The 21634-nt window shown below is 45.0% G+C and carries 21 protein-coding genes; 5 read left to right on the forward strand and 16 right to left on the reverse strand.

Annotated elements, in window-relative coordinates:
- Positions 1-11 precede the first annotated feature (11 nt).
- Positions 12-773, reverse strand: a complete 762-nt coding sequence (gene pomA, locus R7Q41_RS15960) for a flagellar motor protein PomA (RefSeq protein ID WP_005381564.1) — start codon at positions 771-773, stop codon at positions 12-14.
- Positions 774-1036: 263 nt separating this feature from the next.
- Here pomA and xseB point away from each other — a divergent pair, with 263 nt between their 5' ends.
- Genes xseB through dxs form a run of 3 tightly spaced genes read left to right on the forward strand, consistent with a single transcriptional unit; the run spans position 1037 to position 4071 of the window.
- Positions 1037-1279: an exodeoxyribonuclease VII small subunit gene (xseB, locus tag R7Q41_RS15965; protein ID WP_318144576.1), complete on the forward strand. Its 243-nt coding sequence runs from the start codon at positions 1037-1039 to the stop codon at positions 1277-1279.
- Positions 1280-1300: 21 nt separating this feature from the next.
- Positions 1301-2185 (forward strand): (2E,6E)-farnesyl diphosphate synthase, encoded by an 885-nt coding sequence (gene ispA / locus R7Q41_RS15970; protein ID WP_017635683.1) that lies wholly within the window; start codon positions 1301-1303, stop codon positions 2183-2185.
- Between the two features lie 20 nt (positions 2186-2205).
- On the forward strand, positions 2206-4071 hold the full coding sequence (gene dxs, locus R7Q41_RS15975; protein ID WP_206958413.1) for a 1-deoxy-D-xylulose-5-phosphate synthase: 1866 nt from the start codon (positions 2206-2208) through the stop codon (positions 4069-4071).
- Between the two features lie 46 nt (positions 4072-4117).
- Here the strand turns inward: dxs and pgpA are convergent, their stop codons facing one another.
- The 14 genes from pgpA to R7Q41_RS16045 all read right to left on the reverse strand — a co-directional run bounded on the left by pgpA (position 4118) and on the right by R7Q41_RS16045 (position 16994).
- The gene (gene pgpA, locus R7Q41_RS15980; RefSeq protein ID WP_031780838.1) at positions 4118-4624 is read right to left on the reverse strand and encodes a phosphatidylglycerophosphatase A; all 507 of its coding nucleotides are present in this window, start codon (positions 4622-4624) and stop codon (positions 4118-4120) included.
- A gap of 91 nt (positions 4625-4715) precedes the next feature.
- A complete protein-coding gene (gene thiL, locus R7Q41_RS15985) occupies positions 4716-5681 on the reverse strand; it encodes a thiamine-phosphate kinase (RefSeq protein ID WP_005381570.1) in 966 nt (321 codons plus the stop codon).
- A gap of 78 nt (positions 5682-5759) precedes the next feature.
- Complete coding sequence (gene nusB, locus R7Q41_RS15990) at positions 5760-6227, reverse strand: transcription antitermination factor NusB (RefSeq protein ID WP_005381571.1); 468 nt, start codon at positions 6225-6227, stop codon at positions 5760-5762.
- Complete coding sequence (ribE, locus tag R7Q41_RS15995; RefSeq protein ID WP_005381572.1) at positions 6227-6697, reverse strand: 6,7-dimethyl-8-ribityllumazine synthase; 471 nt, start codon at positions 6695-6697, stop codon at positions 6227-6229. The genes nusB and ribE overlap by 1 nt, the downstream gene beginning before the upstream one ends.
- 169 nt (positions 6698-6866) lie before the next feature.
- Positions 6867-7976 carry a bifunctional 3,4-dihydroxy-2-butanone-4-phosphate synthase/GTP cyclohydrolase II gene (ribBA, locus tag R7Q41_RS16000; RefSeq protein WP_318109056.1) on the reverse strand — a complete coding sequence of 370 codons (1110 nt, stop codon included), beginning with the start codon at positions 7974-7976 and terminating at the stop codon, positions 6867-6869.
- A gap of 173 nt (positions 7977-8149) precedes the next feature.
- The gene (locus R7Q41_RS16005; RefSeq protein WP_005381574.1) at positions 8150-8803 is read right to left on the reverse strand and encodes a riboflavin synthase; all 654 of its coding nucleotides are present in this window, start codon (positions 8801-8803) and stop codon (positions 8150-8152) included.
- Positions 8804-8811: 8 nt separating this feature from the next.
- On the reverse strand, positions 8812-9939 hold the full coding sequence (gene ribD, locus R7Q41_RS16010; protein ID WP_318144577.1) for a bifunctional diaminohydroxyphosphoribosylaminopyrimidine deaminase/5-amino-6-(5-phosphoribosylamino)uracil reductase RibD: 1128 nt from the start codon (positions 9937-9939) through the stop codon (positions 8812-8814).
- A 7-nt stretch (positions 9940-9946) separates the two neighbouring features.
- Complete coding sequence (gene nrdR / locus R7Q41_RS16015) at positions 9947-10396, reverse strand: transcriptional regulator NrdR (RefSeq protein ID WP_005381578.1); 450 nt, start codon at positions 10394-10396, stop codon at positions 9947-9949.
- 206 nt (positions 10397-10602) lie between these two features.
- Positions 10603-11853 (reverse strand): glutamate-5-semialdehyde dehydrogenase, encoded by a 1251-nt coding sequence (locus tag R7Q41_RS16020; RefSeq protein ID WP_017635685.1) that lies wholly within the window; start codon positions 11851-11853, stop codon positions 10603-10605.
- Positions 11854-11870: 17 nt separating this feature from the next.
- A complete protein-coding gene (gene proB, locus R7Q41_RS16025; RefSeq protein ID WP_005383771.1) occupies positions 11871-13010 on the reverse strand; it encodes a glutamate 5-kinase in 1140 nt (379 codons plus the stop codon).
- Positions 13011-13131: 121 nt separating this feature from the next.
- The gene (gene crl / locus R7Q41_RS16030) at positions 13132-13521 is read right to left on the reverse strand and encodes a sigma factor-binding protein Crl (protein WP_005381584.1); all 390 of its coding nucleotides are present in this window, start codon (positions 13519-13521) and stop codon (positions 13132-13134) included.
- Between the two features lie 115 nt (positions 13522-13636).
- Positions 13637-14884 carry an esterase FrsA gene (gene frsA / locus R7Q41_RS16035; protein WP_213906073.1) on the reverse strand — a complete coding sequence of 416 codons (1248 nt, stop codon included), beginning with the start codon at positions 14882-14884 and terminating at the stop codon, positions 13637-13639.
- Positions 14885-14975: 91 nt separating this feature from the next.
- Positions 14976-15440, reverse strand: a complete 465-nt coding sequence (gene tet(34), locus R7Q41_RS16040) for an oxytetracycline resistance phosphoribosyltransferase domain-containing protein Tet(34) (RefSeq protein WP_005381590.1) — start codon at positions 15438-15440, stop codon at positions 14976-14978.
- A 264-nt stretch (positions 15441-15704) separates the two neighbouring features.
- The gene (locus tag R7Q41_RS16045) at positions 15705-16994 is read right to left on the reverse strand and encodes an NCS2 family permease (RefSeq protein WP_005381592.1); all 1290 of its coding nucleotides are present in this window, start codon (positions 16992-16994) and stop codon (positions 15705-15707) included.
- 1024 nt (positions 16995-18018) lie between these two features.
- Between R7Q41_RS16045 and R7Q41_RS16050 the strand changes: the two genes are divergently transcribed.
- Positions 18019-19491: an aminoacyl-histidine dipeptidase gene (locus R7Q41_RS16050; protein ID WP_238966659.1), complete on the forward strand. Its 1473-nt coding sequence runs from the start codon at positions 18019-18021 to the stop codon at positions 19489-19491.
- 64 nt (positions 19492-19555) lie between these two features.
- Here R7Q41_RS16050 and R7Q41_RS16055 read toward each other — a convergent pair whose 3' ends face one another.
- A complete protein-coding gene (locus R7Q41_RS16055) occupies positions 19556-20095 on the reverse strand; it encodes a DUF3332 domain-containing protein (RefSeq protein ID WP_161441362.1) in 540 nt (179 codons plus the stop codon).
- Between the two features lie 330 nt (positions 20096-20425).
- On the opposite strand from R7Q41_RS16055, the gene R7Q41_RS16060 reads away from it, so the two are divergent.
- Positions 20426-21493: a succinylglutamate desuccinylase/aspartoacylase family protein gene (locus R7Q41_RS16060; protein ID WP_017820600.1), complete on the forward strand. Its 1068-nt coding sequence runs from the start codon at positions 20426-20428 to the stop codon at positions 21491-21493.
- Positions 21494-21634 lie beyond the last annotated feature (141 nt).

Genomic DNA, 21634 nt, shown 5'->3' on the forward strand with positions numbered 1-21634 from the left:
GACTCTCCAAGTTACTCGTCAATCTCAAGGGCACGTTTACCTTCATTGAGGTAGTTCTTCAAGTAACTATCGATCACTCGCGGGTTTTGGCCATCTTGAATCGCTAATACGCCATCCATGATCAAACGGCGATTTAGCGTTTCTTGGTCACGGCGAAGAGAAAGCTTATCCGCAATAGGGAAAAACACCATATTGGACAGGATCGCGCCATACAATGTGGTCAAGAGTGCAACGGCCATTGCTGGTCCAATCGCTTTAGGGTCATCCATGTTTGAAAGCATCGCAACAAGACCAACCAAGGTGCCAATCATTCCCATCGCAGGAGCAACGTCGCCAAAGGCGCGAAATACGCCAGTACCTTGCGTATGTCGTTCATCCGTAAGCGCGATGTCTTTTTTGAGTGCCGCTCTCACAACGTCGGCATCATGGCCATCAACCAGTAGATCAATGCCTTTCTGCATGAATGTGTTGTTTATTTCCATCTCTTCAAGAGCAAGAAAACCACCTTTACGCGCCGCATCGGCCATTTCCACAATTTTTGCGATCAGGTCTTCGGGTTCATCCGCTTTAAACATGAAAGCTTTGCCTGCAATCTTTGTCGCACCAAAAAACTGTCCCATTGTGAACTTCATCAACACGACGAATATTGAGCCACCAACGACAATAAGGATCGACGTGACATCGACAAACATGCCGATGCTGCCACCAAGCACCATCGCCATAATGACGAATGCAAAACCACCAATCAAACCTAATAGGGTTGCTAAATCCACAAAGCACTCCTCACGCTATACTCAAATACTGCCATTGGGCGGATTATTACCTGTATCGACAACTCGCGCAGAATTTTTAGAAAAATCTTAGCTAATGGATCACAAATTACACCTAACAACCTCAACCAAAATATGGGGTTTCACCGCTTAGACTCGTTGAACGCTAATTTTGTGACAATTATATAAGGTTAAATTTGACCAAGTTACTAGGCTAAGGTAACTTTCGTGCATCTTACCCGAGGCTTGATTAAGGCAGAAAAAAGATGGCGGTCAAGAAACCAGAAAACATGACCTTTGAAGCAACCATTGAAGAGCTTGATAGCTTGGTTGATCAATTAGAAAATGGCGATCTTGCTCTAGATGATGCCCTGCGTAAGTTTGAACGAGGCATTGCCTTAGCTCGTGCAGGCCAAACTAAATTAAGCGACGCCGAACAGCGCGTGAGCATTCTTCTTAATAAAGATGATGAAGCACCACTGAGTGACTTCAAACCAGATTCAGAATAACAATCAGTAGTGAGCAATGTGATGCAACAGACATTGACGTCTTTTCAACAAAGAAACAATCAGCAATTGAATTTGTGGCTCGATCAGCTTCCATATCAAGAGCAGCCATTGATTCAAGCAATGAAATACGGCCTTTTGCTAGGTGGAAAACGCGTTCGCCCTTTTCTTGTTTACATCACAGGTCAAATGCTCGGCTGTAAACCTGAAGACTTAGACACCCCCGCCGCTGCTATCGAATGTATACATGCCTACTCACTCATTCATGATGATCTGCCAGCCATGGACGATGATGAACTGCGTCGAGGTCAACCAACTTGTCATATTAAGTTTGATGAAGCAACCGCAATACTGACAGGTGACGCACTACAAACTCTTGCCTTCACTATTATTGCTGATGGTCAATTAAGCCCGGCGGCTGAAGCTCAACGCATCAGCATGATCAAAGCCTTAGCGCATTCCTCTGGTGCCAGCGGCATGTGTGTAGGGCAAGCCTTAGATTTAGGCGCGGAAAATCGCCAAGTTTCTCTTGAAGAAATGGAAGAGATACACCGTAAAAAAACCGGAGCTCTGATTGATTGTGCGGTAAAATTAGGTGCATTAGCTGCTGGTGAGAAAGGTATCGAGGTTCTACCTCAATTGGAGCGCTACTCAAAAGCAATTGGTTTGGCGTTTCAGGTTCAAGACGATATTCTTGATATCATCAGTGACACAGAAACACTGGGTAAGCCTCAAGGTTCCGACCAAGGTCTGAATAAGAGCACTTATCCTTCCCTGCTGGGTTTAGAGGGAGCCATAGAGAAAGCTCACACTCTGTTACAGGAAGCACTTCAAGCATTGGAAGCTATCCCATACAATACTCAGTTACTCGAAGAGTTCGCCCGATATGTCATCGAGCGCAAAAATTAACACTATAAGCGCGCATTTATATGACTCTTGATATTTCAAAGTACCCAACACTGGCGTTAGCAAATACACCGGAAGAATTACGTCTTCTTCCGAAAGAAACATTACCAAATCTGTGTGATGAACTGCGAACGTATCTGCTAAATTCAGTGAGCCAATCTAGCGGACACTTAGCGTCTGGCTTAGGCACCGTAGAGCTAACTGTCGCTCTGCATTATGTTTACAACACCCCTATCGACAAATTGATTTGGGATGTTGGTCATCAGGCTTACCCGCACAAAATCCTCACCGGACGTCGCGATAAAATGCCAACAATTCGCCAAAAGGATGGTCTACACCCTTTCCCCTGGCGTGAAGAAAGTGAATATGACACGTTGTCTGTCGGTCACTCTTCGACATCTATCAGTGCAGGTCTTGGCTTGGCCATCAGCGCACAAAAAGAAGGCAAAGGCCGTAAAATTGTCAGTGTGATTGGCGATGGCGCAATTACAGCAGGCATGGCATTCGAAGCCATGAACCACGCTGGCGACGTTCATCCTGATATGTTGGTGATTTTGAACGACAACGAAATGTCGATTTCAGAAAACGTCGGCGCCCTGAATAACCACCTTGCAAAGGTACTTTCTGGTAGCTTATACACTTCTATCCGTGAAGGCGGCAAGAAAGTGCTGTCTGGTGTTCCACCTATTAAAGAGTTGGTTCGCCGTACGGAAGAGCACCTAAAAGGCATGGTAGTGCCTGGTACTCTATTCGAAGAATTCGGCTTTAATTACATTGGCCCGATTGATGGGCACGACGTCAATGAACTCGTCAAAACGCTAAAAAACATGCGTGAGCTCAAAGGTCCTCAGTTCTTACACATCATGACCAAGAAAGGCAAAGGTTATGAGCCTGCCGAGAAAGATCCTATCGGCTACCATGGTGTTCCTAAATTCGATCCAACGCATAACTGTCTACCGAAAAGCAGTGGCGGTAAGCCAACTTACTCAAAGATCTTTGGTGACTTTTTATGTGACATGGCGGCCCAAGATCCTAAGCTAATGGCAATTACGCCAGCAATGCGCGAAGGATCAGGTATGGTGCGTTTCTCAAAAGAGTACCCAGACCAATACTTTGATGTGGCGATTGCTGAGCAGCACGCGGTGACACTGGCAACAGGCATGGCAATTGCGGGCGATCATCCAATCGTTGCTATCTATTCGACTTTCTTGCAACGTGGTTATGACCAATTGATCCACGACATCGCGATCATGGACTTACCAGTGATGTTTGCGATCGACCGCGCAGGTCTCGTTGGCGCAGATGGTCAAACTCACCAAGGTGCGTTCGATTTGAGCTTTATGCGCTGTATTCCGAACATGGTGATCATGGCGCCAAGCGACGAAAACGAGTGCCGACAAATGCTTTACACTGGCCATAAGCATTCTGGCCCGAGTGCGGTTCGATACCCTCGTGGTAGCGGCATGGGCGTAGAAATCGAAACTGAGTTTACGGCGTTAGAAATCGGTAAAGGGCGCATGGTTCGCCAAGGTGAAAAAGTTGCTATTCTGAACTTTGGTACTTTCTTGGGCAACGCGCTAGAAGCGGCAGAATACCTTAACGCCACTGTTGCTGATATGCGCTTTGTGAAGCCGCTCGATGAGGCATTGATTCGTCAACTAGCCGCAGATCATGACGTGCTCGTGACGTTAGAAGAAAATGTTATCGCGGGTGGTGCTGGCGCTGGTGTCGTTGAGTTCATGATGAAAGATAAAATCATTAAACCTGTGTTGAACCTAGGTTTACCAGATGAGTTTATTCATCAGGGAACACAAGATGAACTGCATGAAGAGCTTGGTCTCGATGCAAAAGGAATTGAAAAATCCATCTTGGATTATTTAGCAAAATAGAATGTAAAAAGGGATGTTCATAGCATCCCTTTTTTACGTTCAGTGTTTAGTTCATCCAGCCCGCATATTTTGCGACTAGAAACAGGGCAACACCGGCCATAACTCCCGCCACGATATCATCAACCATAATACCCAGCCCACCGTGAACTCGCTTATCTAGCCACCCAATTGGCCAAGGTTTTACCATATCGAAAAAACGAAATAAGATGAAGCCAGTGATCAACCACTTCCATTCAGTGAGTGGAATATTCAGTGCAGGTACAATGCTCATCGTAATCCAAAAGCCTGCAAACTCATCCCATACGATTGAACCATGATCATGCACCTTCATGTCTGCAGACGTCACTTGGCATATTTGAATGCCGATCACACACGAAATCAGAACAACAATGACATACGCCGTAAATGGTAATTGTGCCAACAACAAAAAGAAAGGCACGGCCGCCAGTGTGCCCATTGTTCCAGGGATAAACGGGGATAATCCACTGCCAAAACCCGTCGCCAATAGATGCCACGGGTTCTTTAATGAAATCAGAGAAAGAGGGTTGGTCATATCCTTAAACCTATACTGCTAGTTTGGTTTCAATCGTCATGCCTGTGAGTTGCTCAATAGTAACAGGCTCTTGGCTAGAGCTTAGCTCAGATCATTTAAAGTGGTCGAAGCCACTTAAGTCCCAATCAAGTGGTTGATTGTTATCATGCAGCTCGAAGGTTCCATTTGGTCGGATTTGACCAATACATGTGACCTTACAGCCAGTATGAGATAAAGCGCTTTGTAACGAGCCTCGATTTTGCTCCGGCACGGTAAAACACAACTCGTATTCTTCGCCACTTGCTAAAGCATACTGCTGCGCGCTGATCTTATCATCTAAAAACTGGACTAATTCTGAAGAGATCGGTAGCTGAGAGACATCAATACTCACTCCAACCTGAGATCGCTGTAAAATGTGCTTAATATCAGAGATTAAACCATCTGAAATATCTATCGCCGAAGAGGCTAAGCCAACAAGAGCTTGTCCAGCAAGCACACGCGGAGAACTAAGGTAATGAGCTCGCTCTAGTGCTTCCGCGCCGGCTCTACTGCGCAGAGAGTCATCTAGAATCACATCCAAGCCAGCTTTTGCATCGCCAAGGTTTCCCGTTACGTATACCCAATCCCCAGGCTTGGCGCCGGATCGCGTGAGCGCTTTGTCTTCAGGTACAAAACCTTGCACCGTCAGTGTCAGACACAATGGGCCTTTGGTGGTATCACCGCCTATTAACTGAATACCATAGTAATCAGCCAGTTCGAAAAATGCATCACAGAAAGGTGCAAGCCATTCTTCATCTGGCTCAGGCATCGTTAATGCAAAGCTCACCCACGCAGGCGTTGCGCCCATCGCCGCCAAATCACTGATGTTAGAAGCCAATGCTTTGTGTGCGACCCATGCTGGGTTCGCGTCGGCTAAGAAATGCGTTCCAGCTACCAATGTATCCGTGCTAATCGCAATCTGAACATTAGCTGGCGCTTTGACCAAAGCGCAATCATCACCAGCGGCTAGATGGACATCTTTACGTTGGCTCTGACGACCGACGAAGTATTTGTCTATCAGATTAAATTCACCAGACATAATTCACTTACTTTTTGATGTAAAAGCTTTTGATACAAAAAAGGTCAGCATGTGCTGACCTTTTCATTGAAGAAATCGTTATTTCTTACGAATGTGAGGTGCTGCTTTATCAAGTACACCATTCACAAACTTGTGGCTATCTTCTGCTGCGAAAACTTTTGCAAGTTCAATCGCTTCATTGATAACAACTTTGTAAGGAACATCTTCGCGACGAGTCATCTCGTACATAGCAAGGCGAAGAAGAGCAAGTTCCATCATATCTAAATCCTGCATAGGACGAGAGATGTATGGACGAATTTTGCTATCTAGCTCAGCGTGGCTAAGTACAACACCGCTTAATAGTTCACGGAAGTAAGCTACGTCTGTCTCTGGAGCAGCAAGCGCTGGCTCAGATGCATGAAGTTCTTCTTCATCGTATTTGTCGCCAGACAAAAACTGTTCTTCAATCTTGGCAACATTCTCTTTAGTAATTTGCCATGAGTAGATCGCCTGTAGAGCGAATTGACGTGCGTTACGACGTGCGGCTGGTTTCACACTGGCCCCCATTAGGAATCAATTTCAGATAGTACATTAATCATTTCAAGTGCGCTTAGTGCAGCCTCTGCACCTTTATTACCAGCCTTGGTTCCTGCGCGTTCAATCGCTTGATCGATCGTATCAACAGTCAAAACACCAAATGCTACTGGAATGCTGAATTCCATAGACACTTGTGCTAGACCTTTGTTCATTTCACTACAAACATAGTCAAAGTGAGGCGTTCCACCGCGAATAACAGACCCTAGAGAAACAATAGCGTCGAATTTGCCAGTTTTAGCAACACGCTGAGCTACTAGAGGTAGTTCTACGGCACCTGGACAACGCACAACCGTGATGTTGTCTTCGCTTACTTGTCCGTGACGCTTTAGTGTATCGATCGCACCAGAAAGTAGGCTTTCGTTAATAAAACTGTTGAAACGAGAAATAACGATAGCAATTTTTGCATTTGGCGCTGGGAAGCCACCCTCGATCACTTTCATAAGCTTTCCTTTAACTCTATTTATAAGTGAAATATGTTCATCAAGTGAGAATCGCCGGATTCTAGCACAAATTTGTGAGCAATATCTAATGGAAATTGGAGGCAAATCACTGGCTCCTAGCCATTGACGAGTTAAGCACGTCAAAGACTAGGAACTTATTGTTCGGTTGTTACTCGCAGACGTACTCAACAACGTTCAGACCAAAACCACCTAACGCGTGGTACTTTTTGTTGGTCGATGACAGAAGACGCATATCATGTACACCGAGATCCGCAAGAATCTGTGAACCAACGCCAACACGGCGAGACGTGCCTTGTTTTTTAGCAAGCGTTGGTGCTTCACCTTTGTCTTGCGCTTCGAACATCTTCACGCGATGAATAAGTAGATCGGGCGATTCTTCATGGCCAAGAACAACCAGTACACCGCCCTCTTCACCAATGCGTTTCATTGCCTTATCTAGTGTCCAGCTGCGTTCTGCATTACGATCGCTACGTAGTAAGTCGGTAAAAACGTCTTGAAGATGAACGCGAACCAGTGGCGCTTTTTCTTTCAAATCGCCCTTGCACATTGCGTAGTGCACTTGGTTATCAATGGTGTCTTTGTACGTGACTAACGTGAACTCGCCAAACTCTGTCGGTAACTTGCACTCTGCCACACGTTCAATCGTTGTCTCAGTGTTATTGCGGTACTCAATTAGGTCGGCAATAGTGCCCAATTTAATACCGTGCTTCTCTGCAAAGATCTCTAGATCTGGGCGACGAGCCATCGTGCCGTCGTCATTTAAGATCTCAACAATCACCGATGCTGGCTCTAAACCAGCAAGACGAGCCAAATCACAGCCAGCTTCAGTGTGACCTGCGCGAGTCAGTACACCGCCGTCTTGAGCTGCGAGAGGGAAGATGTGACCAGGCTGCACCAAATCCGCAGCTTTAGCGTTTGGCGCGACTGCTGCTTGAACGGTACGTGCGCGATCTGCGGCTGAAATACCAGTCGTTACCCCTTCTGCTGCCTCAATCGAAACAGTAAAGTTGGTGGTGTATTGCGCATTATTGTCTTGCACCATTGGTGGCAGACCTAGACTTTCGCAACGATCTTTGGTCATGGTTAAACAAATCAGGCCACGGCCATAGGTTGCCATAAAGTTGATGGCTTCCGGCGTAATATGCTCGGCAGCCATGATCAAGTCACCTTCATTCTCGCGGTCTTCATCATCCATTAGGATGACCATTTTGCCTGCGCGAATATCATCAATAATTTCTTGTGGCGTACTGATTGGCATAGTCTGTTATCCCGTTATTCTAAATTTGTTATTGCGACAGCAATGAAAAATTACGTTGCAGTGAATGCTAGTTAGGTCAATAGTTTGAGCTTTGCATTAAGCAAGTCAATGAATCTCGCGGTGTTCTGTGAGTCTGCTCTTTATCGCATGCCTCACGCAGCCACTCCCAAGACTTATGCAAAACCGTTTTGCTGTAAAAAGTCCATCGTGATACGAGACTCGGCCTTATCTTCTTGTTGTCCTTGCAGTAAACGCTCCATATAACGCGCAAGTACATCAACTTCTAAGTTGACTTTGCGCCCCACTTGAAACTGGTCAATCGTAGTTTCTTCACTCGTATGAGGAACGATCGTCAGCTTAAAAGCATTTTTACGTAAGTCGTTGACGGTTAGGCTAATACCATCAACAGTAATCGAGCCTTTCTCTGCAACGTACTTGCTAATTTCCGCAGGCATTGCAACCCAAAACTCTATCGCACGGCCAACTGAATTGCGTTCGACAATTTCACCAACCCCATCGACATGGCCAGAAACGATATGTCCACCCAATCGCGTTGTTGGCAACATGGCTTTTTCTAGATTCACCTTATCGCCTACTTGGTATTCAGCAAACCCAGTTTTCTTCAAGGTTTCTAATGACAGATCAGCACTGTAATAGTGGCTTCCGAAGTCAACTACCGTTAAGCAAACACCATTGGTCGCAATGCTATCGCCTAACTTAACGTCTGACATATCAAGCGTACCAGTTTCAACCGTGACGGTGATATCTTCGCCCTTCGGCGTAATCGCAGCTAACTTGCCAACTGCTTCTACTATTCCTGTAAACATACTATTTCTTATCTAAGTTCATTACGTTTGATGGTGGCGGTGATGCGAATGTCTACCCCGACCATACGAACGTCTGTAATGTTTAAATCAATGACGTCAGCCATAGCGCTTAACCCTAAATCACCGATAAGCCCCCGACCATCGCTGCCCATGAGTTTTGGCGCAAGGTAAACAATGAGCTCATCTACAAGATTAGCCTTTATCATCGCACTCGCTAGCGTAGCTCCAGCTTCAACCCATAAGTGATTGATGTGGTGCTCATCCGAGATACGTTTTAATGTCGTTGATAAGTCAATTTGGTCAGCGCTGTCCAATAGAGGGATACAGTCTCCATCAGAGCGAACAATAACTCGTTCTCCATCGGTATGGAACAGCTTGAGCGCATCAGTTAAATGGTTCTGACGGTCTAAGATTACACGTACTGGTTGACGAAGCTCTTCTTGTAAATACTGCGCTTGAACACTATTAGGTAAGTCATCCCAGCGCACATTGAGTGATGCATTATCATCAATCACCGTTTTGCTAGTAGAAAGAATGCCACCACTTATCGCTCGATAACGCTGCACATCTTGGCGGGCCGCTGGGGAGGTGATCCATTGGCTCTGACCATTACTGAGTGCGCTTTGCCCATCCAAACTGGCTGCCATTTTTAATTGAACAAACGGCATGCCTGTACGCATGTACTTTATAAAACCAGGGTTAAGGGCAAGGGCATCTTGCTCTAACAAGCCGATTTGTACTTCAATTCCGGCATCACGTAACATCTGGATGCCGCGACCTGCAACTTTCGGGTTTGGGTCTACCATGGCGCAAACCACACGTGCCACTTTGGCTTTAATCAGCCCTTCGGCACATGGCGGTGTACGGCCGTAATGAGAGCAAGGTTCTAGCGTCACATAAGCGGTTGCACCAACTGCTTTTTCACCCGCCATGCGCATCGCGTGCACCTCGGCATGCGGCTCACCAGCACGATGGTGATAACCTTCACCGACAATTTCTTCATCACGAACGATGACACACCCTACATTTGGATTAGGGGCGGTGGTATAAATGCCACGTTTCGCTAACTTAATAGCTCGTGACATCATGGCGAAATCTAAATCAGAAAACGCTCTTTCAAGAGTGTGTTGAGTCATGAGCTACTCAGTCTTCTAGGCGGGCAATCTCTTCGCCAAACTCGCGAATATCTTCAAAGCTGCGGTAAACGGAAGCGAAACGAATGTAAGCCACCTTATCGAGCTCTTTGAGCTGGTCCATGACTAAATTACCAATCATTTCACTCGGAACCTCTCGCTCACCCGTCGCACGCAGTTGTGATTTGATCATACTGATCGCTAACTCTATAGAATCGGCACTCACTGGGCGTTTCTCTAAAGCGCGTTGAATACCGCCAACCATTTTATCTTCATCAAATGGTTCACGGTTGCCATTCGATTTGATCACTTTAGGCATCACTAACTCTGCGCTTTCAAACGTAGTGAAACGCTCGCTACACGCCAAGCACTGACGGCGACGTCGAACTTGATGGCCATCAGCCACTAAGCGGGAATCAATAACTTTGGTATCGTTCTCGGAACAAAAAGGACAATGCATATCACCTCCATATCTATACCAAAATAACCTCATGAGCAATCACGGATAACCACGCGTTCATGGTTATACGGACTCTATTAAAGCTATTTGGGTATAACGCTTTCAAACCGAAATAAAAGCTCATGTAGTGTAGCGGAATTGGTATGTTAGACAAAACAAAAAGGGGCGCAAAGGCCCCTTTTTCACTCAAGATCTCGTCGAATGTGTTAACTGCGTGCTAAGTAGTTCGCTTTACCAACCCACTTGTAGCTAGTTAGCTCTTCTAAGCCCATCGGACCGCGTGCATGTAGCTTTTGCGTAGATACTGCGACTTCTGCGCCAAGGCCAAATTGCGCACCGTCTGTAAAGCGCGTTGAAGCATTCACATAAACCGCCGCCGAACCGACAGAATTGATGAACAGCTCTGAGTTTTCCAAGCTATTGGTCATGATCGCATCTGAGTGGCTCGCGTTATGGACACGCATATGATCAATGGCATCTTTCACATCAGACACAACTTTTACACCAAGAGTGTAGCTCAACCATTCCGTATCAAAGTCACCTTCAACAGCATCGCGAATTTGTGTTGCTTGAGGCATCAGTGCTTTTGCCTTAGGCTCTGTCACGAAGGTCACTTTATCGTTCATGCGCTCTACGATCATTGGTAGGAATTGCGCTGCAATTTTTTCATGCACGAGCAGCGTATCTAATGAGTTACACGCAGATGGACGTTGAACTTTAGAGTTCTCAACCACATTCAGGGATTTCTCTAGATCAGCGGATTCGTCGACAAAGATATGGCTGATACCAAAGCCACCAATAATCACCGGAATCGTGCTGTTTTCTTTACACATTTTGTGTAGGCCAGCACCACCGCGTGGAATGATCATGTCGACGTAATCGTCCAACTTAAGCAATTGAGAAACAAGCTCACGATCTGGTTTTTCAATGTACTGCACAGAAGCGGCTGGAAGGTTCGCCTTTGCGAGCGCAGACTGAATAACCTTCACTAATTCCATATTCGAGAAAAAGGTCTCTTTGCCACCACGTAAAATGCTTGCGTTGCCGGTTTTCAAGCACAACGCTGCGATATCAATGGTTACGTTTGGACGCGCTTCATAAATTACGCCCACGACACCAAGCGGCACGCGACGACGAGACAGTGACATCCCATTTTCCAGTACCTTACTGTCTATTTCGCTGCCTACAGGATCGTTCAAGCTAATGACGTTGCGAACATCATTCGCAATTGCAGTCAATCGTTCTTCATTAAGCAAAAGGCGATCGAGCAGCGCATCGGTTAAACCCGCTTCACGGCCAAGTTCGATGTCTTTAGCGTTTGCCGCCAAAATAGCAGCAGAGTTTGCTTCTAGCTCATCAGCAATGATGGCTAATGCTTGGTTTTTTTGCGCAGTTGACGCTGTCGCTAATTCGAAAGCTGCATCTTTAGCAGCTTTACCCATATTCGTTAAATCCACTTTGCTTCCCTCTAATTCTATTCCTGAATGACGACCAAATCATCGCGGTGAATCACCTCAGAGCCATAATCATGACCCAAAATAGAGATGATATCTTTACTGTGCTTACCCGTAATTTTAGTTAGGTCATCACTTGAGTAGGCGCTGATGCCACGAGCCACCAACTTACCGTGAGCGTTTGTTACACGCGCCACTTCGCCTCGTGCGAAGTCACCACTAACTTTGATGACCCCTTTAGCAAGTAGGCTACTGCCCTTGCCGACCACAGCATTGACTGCACCATCATCAATAACGATGTCGCCCGATGCCGCAGGTCCCGCTAGAATCCAGCGTTTACGGTTCTCTAAGGCTTCAGCGCAAGGTAGGAAGCGCGTGCCCTGAGGTTCAGCACTTAAAGAGTCAAAGATAACATTCGGCGCACTACCAGCAGCAATAATAACCTCGATACCTGCGCGGCGAGCGATGTCTGCGGCTTGCAGCTTCGTTGCCATACCACCAGTACCCAATGTTGTACCGCTTCCACCTGCGATTTTACGCAGCGTATCGTCGATGGTTTTTACTTCCTTGATAAGCTCTGCGTTCGGATCTTTACGAGGGTCAGCAGTAAACAGACCTTTTTGGTCCGTTAAAAGCAAGAGCTTATCTGCACCACATAAAATGCCTACCAAAGCGGAAAGGTTGTCGTTATCGCCAACTTTAATCTCGCTAGTCGCAACGGCATCATTTTCGTTTACGATAGGAACAATATCGTTCGCAACGAGCGCATTAATAGTGTCACGCGCGTTAAGGAATCGCTCACGATCTTCTAAATCGGCACGGGTTAGTAGCATTTGGCCGATCTTGATACCATAAATACCAAACAAAGACTCCCATGTTTGAATCAAGCGACTCTGCCCCACCGCGGCAAGTAACTGCTTACTCGCCATCTCGTTGGGCAATGCGGGGTAACCAAGATGCTCACGGCCTGCTGCAATCGCACCAGACGAAACCATTACGATTGAATGGCCTTGTTTTTTAAGCTCAGCACACTGGCGTGCTAACTCAACCATGTGTGCACGGTCGAGTGCCAAAGTGCCGCCTGTCAGCACACTTGTACCCAGTTTCACAACGACAGTTTGTGGTTGTGAAACAACTGCATTTTGTTGATTCGTTGTCATGATGTCTTCTGAAGTGAAAAACAAATAAAGAGAGGATGTTTTAACAATCAAATAGGGAATTAACAAGAGAAAAGGTGCGTTTTCGCACCTTTTTGTTTGGTATTAAATGAAAACAACCAAATTAAGCGAAATCGAAAGACTCCGTGTGATATTCGACTTCTAATTTGAAGTGTTCTTCTAAAGTATCAACCAGCTTTTGATGGAATGTGCTCTGCGTGAGATACACTTCCTCTACCACTTTTTTGGGAAGGGCTTCAGATACCCATTGCCCTTCTTTGTTGTACTTGCCAATATGATATTTAGCAGTAAAGCCTCCCTCGATGGATTCCAAATCCATCCACCAGCCCCAAAATTCACGCTTCTCAGGCGATTTTTTGTCGTCTACACATACAGATAAACAATCAAAATAATAGCGCCCTTCTTGCGATTGTGGTTCGCGCAGGTAAGGCCCTATCGCCTTCAACTTAGACATCAAGCGAAAGTGAGTCGGGCCCTGAGTCGTCTCTGACATATGAATCTCCGTTTTCATAGTTAAAAGTAAACACCCAAGAATGATTATTATTTTTAATTATCATGAGCTTATTTTTTGCTCAGATATATCACTCTTAACTAATTTAGGAGAATTGTCACCCTAATAATTCATCTTCTAGCCACTTTATGGCTAAATCGAGGGATTGCTCATATCCTTTTGTAATTGTTTTGGAACTGATTTTTTTCGCTCTACCATACTGGCTAAATAGAGCAACAAGTTGATTATCACTGTGTGGCGACACTGGATCGCCTTCAAGACTCAAAGCCAAAATAGGCACTTTGGTTTTTCGACTGCTCAGGAAGCCCTGAACCTTCAATGACCACGCCATCATCTGACCAGCCATGCTATTAATATCAACCGCATTTTTCCCCAAACGGGAAGCCAAAAGATCTAAGTACATCTTCGGCATTTTTTGCAACTTCTGAGGGGAAGTAAAAATATCATGTACGGGTGCGCCTAGAGCGACACAAGCTTTGATCTTTTCTTGCTCGACAAAAGAGAGTCTGATCATGGCATTACCACCAAAACGAAACCCAACTAACCCCACTTTGTGATGATCAACCCAAGGTAGCGAGTAAAGCTCATTCAATACCGCTTGATGTAGGCAACTTGAATTCTCGGTCAAGGGCCAATGAGAGCTATGCCCTACCGAAGGCATGTCCACGGTTAACATCGCAATATCTCGCGGTGCAAGACGATTACGGAACAAACGCCACATGTCGGTTTGTAGGGTATCCAAACCAGCGCTCACCATTACCACAGGCAACTGTTTATCCGTTCTTGGTAAATGGAGGTTCGCGATGATTTTGCGATTTTGGTAAGGCACTTCAATTTGCTTGATGGTGTACTTAGTTTTTTCTGCGCCGTCAGAATACGCTTTGTTTGCCAGAACTTGAGCTTGCGATGCCAAGTTGTCATTTTTTAAATGTGGGTAGCCTGCAATACTAAAACACAAAGAAGCAGTGAAGAGTTCATCCGCTGCCTCTTCTCCTTGCATTTCATTTGCTCGCTTCTGATGATCCATACCAAGCTTGATCCACTCAAATGTCCAGTTACCACTGTGATAACCCATTACAGTGTCTAACCAATCATCATTGGTTCGCGAGTGAGAAGATGAAGCAATTTTGGACAGTACGCCTTCCATTTCGATCGGAGACAATCCTTGCCAAGCCCATTGCAAGCGACGCAAATGACGATACCAAGCACGCTCACCTTGCGCTTCTCGTTCATCAAGTATTTTTTTACTGGTCGGCATGTACTGGGTAAGCGCGGAGGTTTCTTTTGCTTGCTTATGTTTCACGAACAAAGTTTCGGAAAGATTTTTACTGACGTCTTCAGACATAGGAAGAACCCTAGGCTATTAGCATGATTTAATATCATAATAAAAAAAATGCCCCTATAAAGGGGCATTTCTCAATATTCTTTAACCGCGCTTATTTTTGCTTGCGGTTTACTGGCTCAGCATACTGGATTGACATATCCCAAGGCTGCTCGATCCAAGTGTCTTGAGCAATATCTACAACGTAATCATCCAGCAGCTCTTTGCCTGATGGTTTCGCACACACAGCGATCATTTTCGCTTTTGGATACATCTCACGTAGTTTGCGCGCTGTATCACCACTGTCTACTAGGTCTTCAACGATTAGGTAACCTTCGCCATCACCTTCAGGTGCTTTTAGTACCGTCATATCGCGCTGATGATCATGGTCGTAGCTTGAAATACAGATTGTATCAACGTAACGAATACCCAGTTCACGAGCCAAAATAGCGCCAGGAACCAAACCGCCGCGGCTTACCGCCCAAATTCCTTTCCATTGCTCAGCTGGCATTTGTTTCTCAGCCAGTTCACGGCAGTAAGTCTGCATTGCATCCCAAGTGATAATGAATTTTTTACTCATTGTAATAACCTAATAATTTGAAAATATGCATCCTCAAAATCTAGCGAAGTCACTCAAAAGCGGAATGCTCACTAACTTCTCCAAAATGTTTGGAGACGAGGATTTCAAGCTGCGCAAACGATTATTCTACCGAAACACACCGCTAATACCAACGGTGATATCAAAATTCTCTGCCTATTCCGCAGAAAAACCGTCTTCTGTGAACAACGTAAAAAAAGAAAAAGCCAGCGTGAATAAATCCACACTGGCTTTTTGCTCGAGAAATTAACCGACGAGGTATTTAACGATGAAGATGGCTGACATCACCCATACACTCATCGACACTTCACGGCCCTTACCGCTGAATAACTTGATCGCCGCGTATGCGATAAAGCCTAACGTGATACCTTCTGCAATCGAGAATGTTAGCGGCATAACTAAACAAGTCACAACAACTGGGGACGCTTCAGTTAGGTCACGCCAATCAATGCTTACTAGCCCAGACAGCATCAAGATCGCCACATAGAATAGCGCACCTGACGTTGCATAAGCAGGGATCATACCCGCAAGTGGTGAGAACAATAGAGCAAGTAGGAAGAGTACACCAACAACCACGGCTGTTAGACCAGTACGCCCACCCGCAGCCACACCAGAAACGCTTTCAATATAAGATGTCGTGTTGGAGGTACCAAGTAATGCACCTACTGACGTTGCTGTTGAGTCTGCAAGTAACGCTTTGTTTAAACGAGGGATGTTGCCATTCTCATCAGTTAGACCTGCTTTTTGAGAAACGCCAACGAGCGTACCTGCGGTGTCAAATAAATCGACAAATAGGAAAGCAAATACGACGGAAATCATGCCTACTTCAAACAAACCAGAGAAATCCAGTTGCATGAAAGTTGGCGCAATGCTTGGTGGCGTTGACATAATACCGCCCCACTGCACATCACCAAATAGAAGACCGAGCGCTGTAACGCCAAGAATGGCGATCATCACCGCACCTTTCACACCACGGTGAACCAGTGCAATCGTAAGAAAGAAGCCAATCGCGGCCAATACAGATGGCAATGATGTGATCTCTCCCATAGAAACTAATGTTGCTGGGTTATCAACGACGATACCTGCATTTTTTAATGCGATAAACGCTAAGAAAAGACCAATACCAGCTGAAATACCTGTTCGTAGAGAATGCGGGATCGAGTTAATAATCCACTCACGGATCTTAAATACGCTTAAAAGAATGAACAGAAGGCCAGAAACAAATACAGCCGCTAACGCAACTTGCCACGTATAACCCATTCCCAATACAACAGAGTAAGTGAAAAATGCGTTCAGGCCCATTCCTGGTGCCTGTGCGATTGGGTAATTCGCAACAAATCCCATAATAAAACAGCCGATTGCGGCAGCAAGACAAGTCGCGACAAAAATGGCACCACGGTCCATACCGGTATCCGACAGGATCGCTGGGTTTACAAAAATAATGTAAGCCATAGTTAGGAAGGTCGTAACACCTGCAATGATCTCAGTACGCACATTTGTGCCATTTTCACTGAGTTTAAAAAGCCTCTCGAGCATGATCGAATCCTGTAAAGGTAAAAAAGTAAACGGTTGCGTAATCGATTGGCAGGAATTATAAAGTTATCAAATAGCAAATTCTAGATAGAATCTTCACTCTAATGCGTTTTTTTTCTTTGGATATGAAACACATTCTCTAACCTATCAAAGTAGGCAAAGGAATATATTCTTACAAAACAATAGGTAACCTAGATAACACAGTTCCCTAAAAGAGAATAAAAACTGAGCAATGTACTAAACTTTCAGGTGAAAAAGACCCATTTTTAACATGGTATCTAACAGATTTGATGGAAAAGTCGATAAAACCGAAGAATGGGGAATAGAAGAAGGCTTTGATGGCAATAAGTGAGTCAGGAAGAGAAAATAGAGATAAAAAAACGCCACCCAATTTGGGTGGCGGTGAATCATGTCAGCACTATCACTGAAAAAAAATTCCAATTTATAGGGGTGAACAAACTGTTCGAGTCACATGCGTTGACTTCACTTAGTAGCCAAAGCTTGTTGGGTATACAAAGTTACCGGTGTAAACAGACTTGCTATTCCAGAACATTGTACTTGGTAAACCTTTCATAACTATCACCTTTTAAATCAATTAAACATTCGTTGATTTCTCGGTTCCTTGGAGGCGATAAAACGGACTCATCCTTTGAGCATTTCATTCTTCTCTCAGAAGCTGGTTACAAATATACCACCAAGAAATTTAATTACAAGCATTTTAGTGATTGGAATCACAAAAAATACATAAATTGACCTTTATCAAAGTTTATATGTAATTAAATTACAATTTTATGAATTAAAAAATAAAGCCACTTTCAGAATGTATGATAGAGAACACATAGTGCTTGTTATTGTATTCACAAACTGTGACAGTTCTGAGAGAAATCCTTGTGATCGCGACTACTCGTACTCCTTATCTGGTGGTATGCTAACGGCAATTTGAAGGCCAAATCGTCTAGCATTTAATGCTACCTTGACAACATTTTTACGGTATATATTTGGCAAAGCACATCAAAAGGAGTCCTCCGTGTCTGAGTTCCATTCTGAGATCAGTACCTTATCACCTGCTCCACTTTGGCAGTTTTTCGATAAGATTTGTTCTATCCCTCATCCATCGAAACATGAAGAAGCATTAGCACAGTACATTATCAACTGGGCAACAGAGCAAGGCTTTGACGTTCGCCGTGATCCAACCGGTAACGTGTTCATCAAAAAGCCCGCGACACCAGGAATGGAAAATAAGAAGGCTGTTGTACTTCAAGCACACATCGACATGGTGCCGCAGAAAAACGAAGACACTGAACACGACTTCACCAAAGATCCAATCCAACCTTACATCGATGGCGAATGGGTAACTGCGAAAGGCACGACGCTTGGTGCAGATAACGGTATTGGTATGGCTTCTTGCCTTGCTGTATTGGCATCTAAAGATATTAAGCACGGTCCACTCGAAGTTCTGCTGACGATTGATGAAGAAGCAGGCATGACTGGCGCATTTGGCCTTGAAGCTGGTTGGTTAGAGGGTGAGATTCTTCTAAATACAGACTCTGAGCAAGAAGGCGAAGTCTACATGGGTTGTGCAGGTGGCGTTGATGGCACCATGACTTTCGATATTTCTCGAGAATCAACGCCTGCAGGTTTTGTAACACGCCAACTGACGCTGAAAGGCCTAAAAGGTGGTCACTCAGGTTGTGACATTCACACAGGTCGCGGTAATGCCAACAAATTACTTGGTCGTTTCCTTGCCGGTCATGCTCAAGAGCTTGATTTACGTTTAGTCGAATTCCGTGGCGGTAGCTTACGTAATGCAATCCCTCGCGAAGCGTTTGTTACTGTCGCGCTTCCTGTCGAAAACCAAGACAAGCTTGCTGAGCTGTTCAACCGCTACACTGAGCTGCTTAAAACTGAATTGGGTAAAATCGAAACAGGTATCGTAACCTTTAATGAAGTGATCACGACTGACGCGCAAGTATTTTCAATCGCCGATCAGCAACGATTCATTGCGGCACTTAACGCTTGTCCAAACGGCGTAATCCGTATGAGTGATGAGGTGGAAGGCGTTGTTGAAACTTCTCTAAACGTTGGTGTGATCAGCACAGAAGAAAATAAAGTCACCGTGCTTTGCTTGATTCGTTCTCTCATTGACTCTGGCCGTAGCCAAGTGGAAAGCATGCTGCGCTCGATTACTGAGCTAGCAGGCGCACAAATTCAGTTCTCAGGCGCTTACCCTGGCTGGAAGCCAGATGCAGATTCCGAGATCATGGCAATTTTCCGTGATATGTATGAAGGCATTTACGGTCATAAGCCGAACATCATGGTCATCCATGCTGGTCTTGAGTGTGGCCTATTTAAAGAACCATACCCACATATGGATATGGTTTCTTTCGGTCCAACAATAAAATTCCCTCACTCACCAGATGAGAAAGTGAAGATTGATACTGTTCAGTTGTACTGGGAGCAGATGGTCGCGCTTTTAGAAGCGATTCCAGAGAAAGCATAATTCAATCACGAAAAACGACAAAGGGTGCCATACGGCACCCTTTTTTTGGTTTAGTTGAACCCAACTACACACGGTTTTGCGCGTAAGCGGCTAATTCATCCATCGAGGTTTGTGCAACAACTTCACCATCAATGTAGTAAGTAACAAACTCACCATCGCGTACACCCATGAGTGTCGCCTTTTCACCGTTACTGTAAGTAATATCCATTTGAACAGTGTTCTCATCGATTTGCTGCATTCGCCCCCGCTCAATGACACGGTTATCCGCTAATGGTGCGATTGGTGCCGTCGTTAACGACTTATCTAACTGGTGATTGACATCAATGTAAGTATCTACCTTTGTATCGAAGATATGTGGCTTACCATTTAACGGGTTCTTACCCGTCCAAAATTCTAGAGAGTTAAACACGATATAATCCGCTGCGATCGCGACACCATAAACAGGCGCCAAAAGCATATTTAGGCCACCTCGAGCGTAACGGTTGTCAACAGCTTTCAAGTTAAATCCCATGACATAACCTGTCACGGCATTACTACCTACGCAACCTGAAAGTGAAACTGCTACCGCAGTCAATGCACCAATTTTAGCAATTGCCTTTTTCATCAAAACCTCTAGTTATAAAGTGTGAAACCTCAAATTCGGCGCGGATATTATCGGATAAAAAGTAGGGTTAAAAGTCCGTTTTTTTGTCCTCCATGAACAGTATTATTTTTAATACTGTCACATTTTTTAAGGCTATTATTGCGCTCTCTTCTCTATGGCTTGTTATGTATTAAACTGATAGAAAAGATCATATTGAAAACAAAAACTTCACACATAACAAAATTTCACGCATGACGATTAAAGTAATTTGTCGTGTCCTTAATGAGAATGATTAGTGCGATTTTGCAGCAATTGTTACATTGCTGATGACGCATTTGACAGAGATGGTTTATGGCCAGAAGTAAAAAAAGCAAAGTGTTTGAGCTCTTAGGACATCAAATACAACCAGGACAACGATTAGAGATCGAATTTGAAGCAGCGAAGCTATATACACATTCGCCTTTATCTATTCCTGTGGAAATCATCCATGGGAAACAAGAAGGACCAGTGTTAATGGTGAATGCGGCTATCCATGGTGATGAGCTTAATGGCGTAGAAATCGTTCGTCAGATCATTAACCAACTGGATCCACAAAAACTGAAAGGCACTGTCATTGCAGTACCTATCGTTAACGTTTTTGGTTTCATCCATAAATCTCGTTACTTGCCCGACCGACGAGATCTCAACCGTTGCTTTCCTGGCAGTGAAAAAGGCGCACTTGCATCTCGTATGGCACACGGGTTCTTTAACAACATTGCCAAGCGTTGTGACTACATTTTGGATCTACACACAGGGGCCATTCATCGCACGAACTTGCCACAGATCCGCGCAAACTTAAGCAACCCAGAAACTCTACGTATTGCTCAAGCATTTGCGACGCCAGTGATTGTTGATTCAGCATTGCGTGATGGCTCTTTACGCAGTGAAGCAGAAAAATGTGATATCCCCGTGCTAACCTACGAAGCTGGCGAAGCATTGCGTTTTGATCCACTTTCGATCAGCGCTGGTGTACTCGGGGTTCGGCGCGTAATGCAAGCCATTGGTATGTTGCGTGCGAGCAGGAAAAAGCTGCCTGAGCCTATCATAGCGAAGTCCACCAGCTGGGTTCGCGCGTCAGGTAACGGCATTTTGCGTACTGTCGTTAATCTGGGAGACAAAGTAGAACAGGGGGAAACGCTCGCTTATATTAGCTCTCCTCTTGGTCATGATGAGATAGAACTAAAAGCCCCGAAGCGTGGTTTAGTTATCGGTCAACAAACATTACCATTGGTGAACGAAGGCGATGCAATTTTCCACCTTGCCTATTTTAACCAAGGTGATAATGCTTTAGAGCAAGCAGTCGAAAGCTATATTGAAGGCCTCACTGAATTCGATGCCGAGCCGCTGACAACCGGACAGATACCGTTAGAAACTCAGTAATTCCTATCAAGTAGGCGCCTGATTAGCTCAAAAGGAGCAACAGTGCTCGCACTATCTTGTTTAAAGCCAATAAGCTCAGCGTCCATGATGTTGGGCTTTTTGTTTTATGTACGCTAACGATACTTATCGTAGTTTCCACGA

Source organism: Vibrio sp. 2096 (genome assembly GCF_033339595.1).
GTDB lineage: Bacteria > Pseudomonadota > Gammaproteobacteria > Enterobacterales > Vibrionaceae > Vibrio > Vibrio alginolyticus.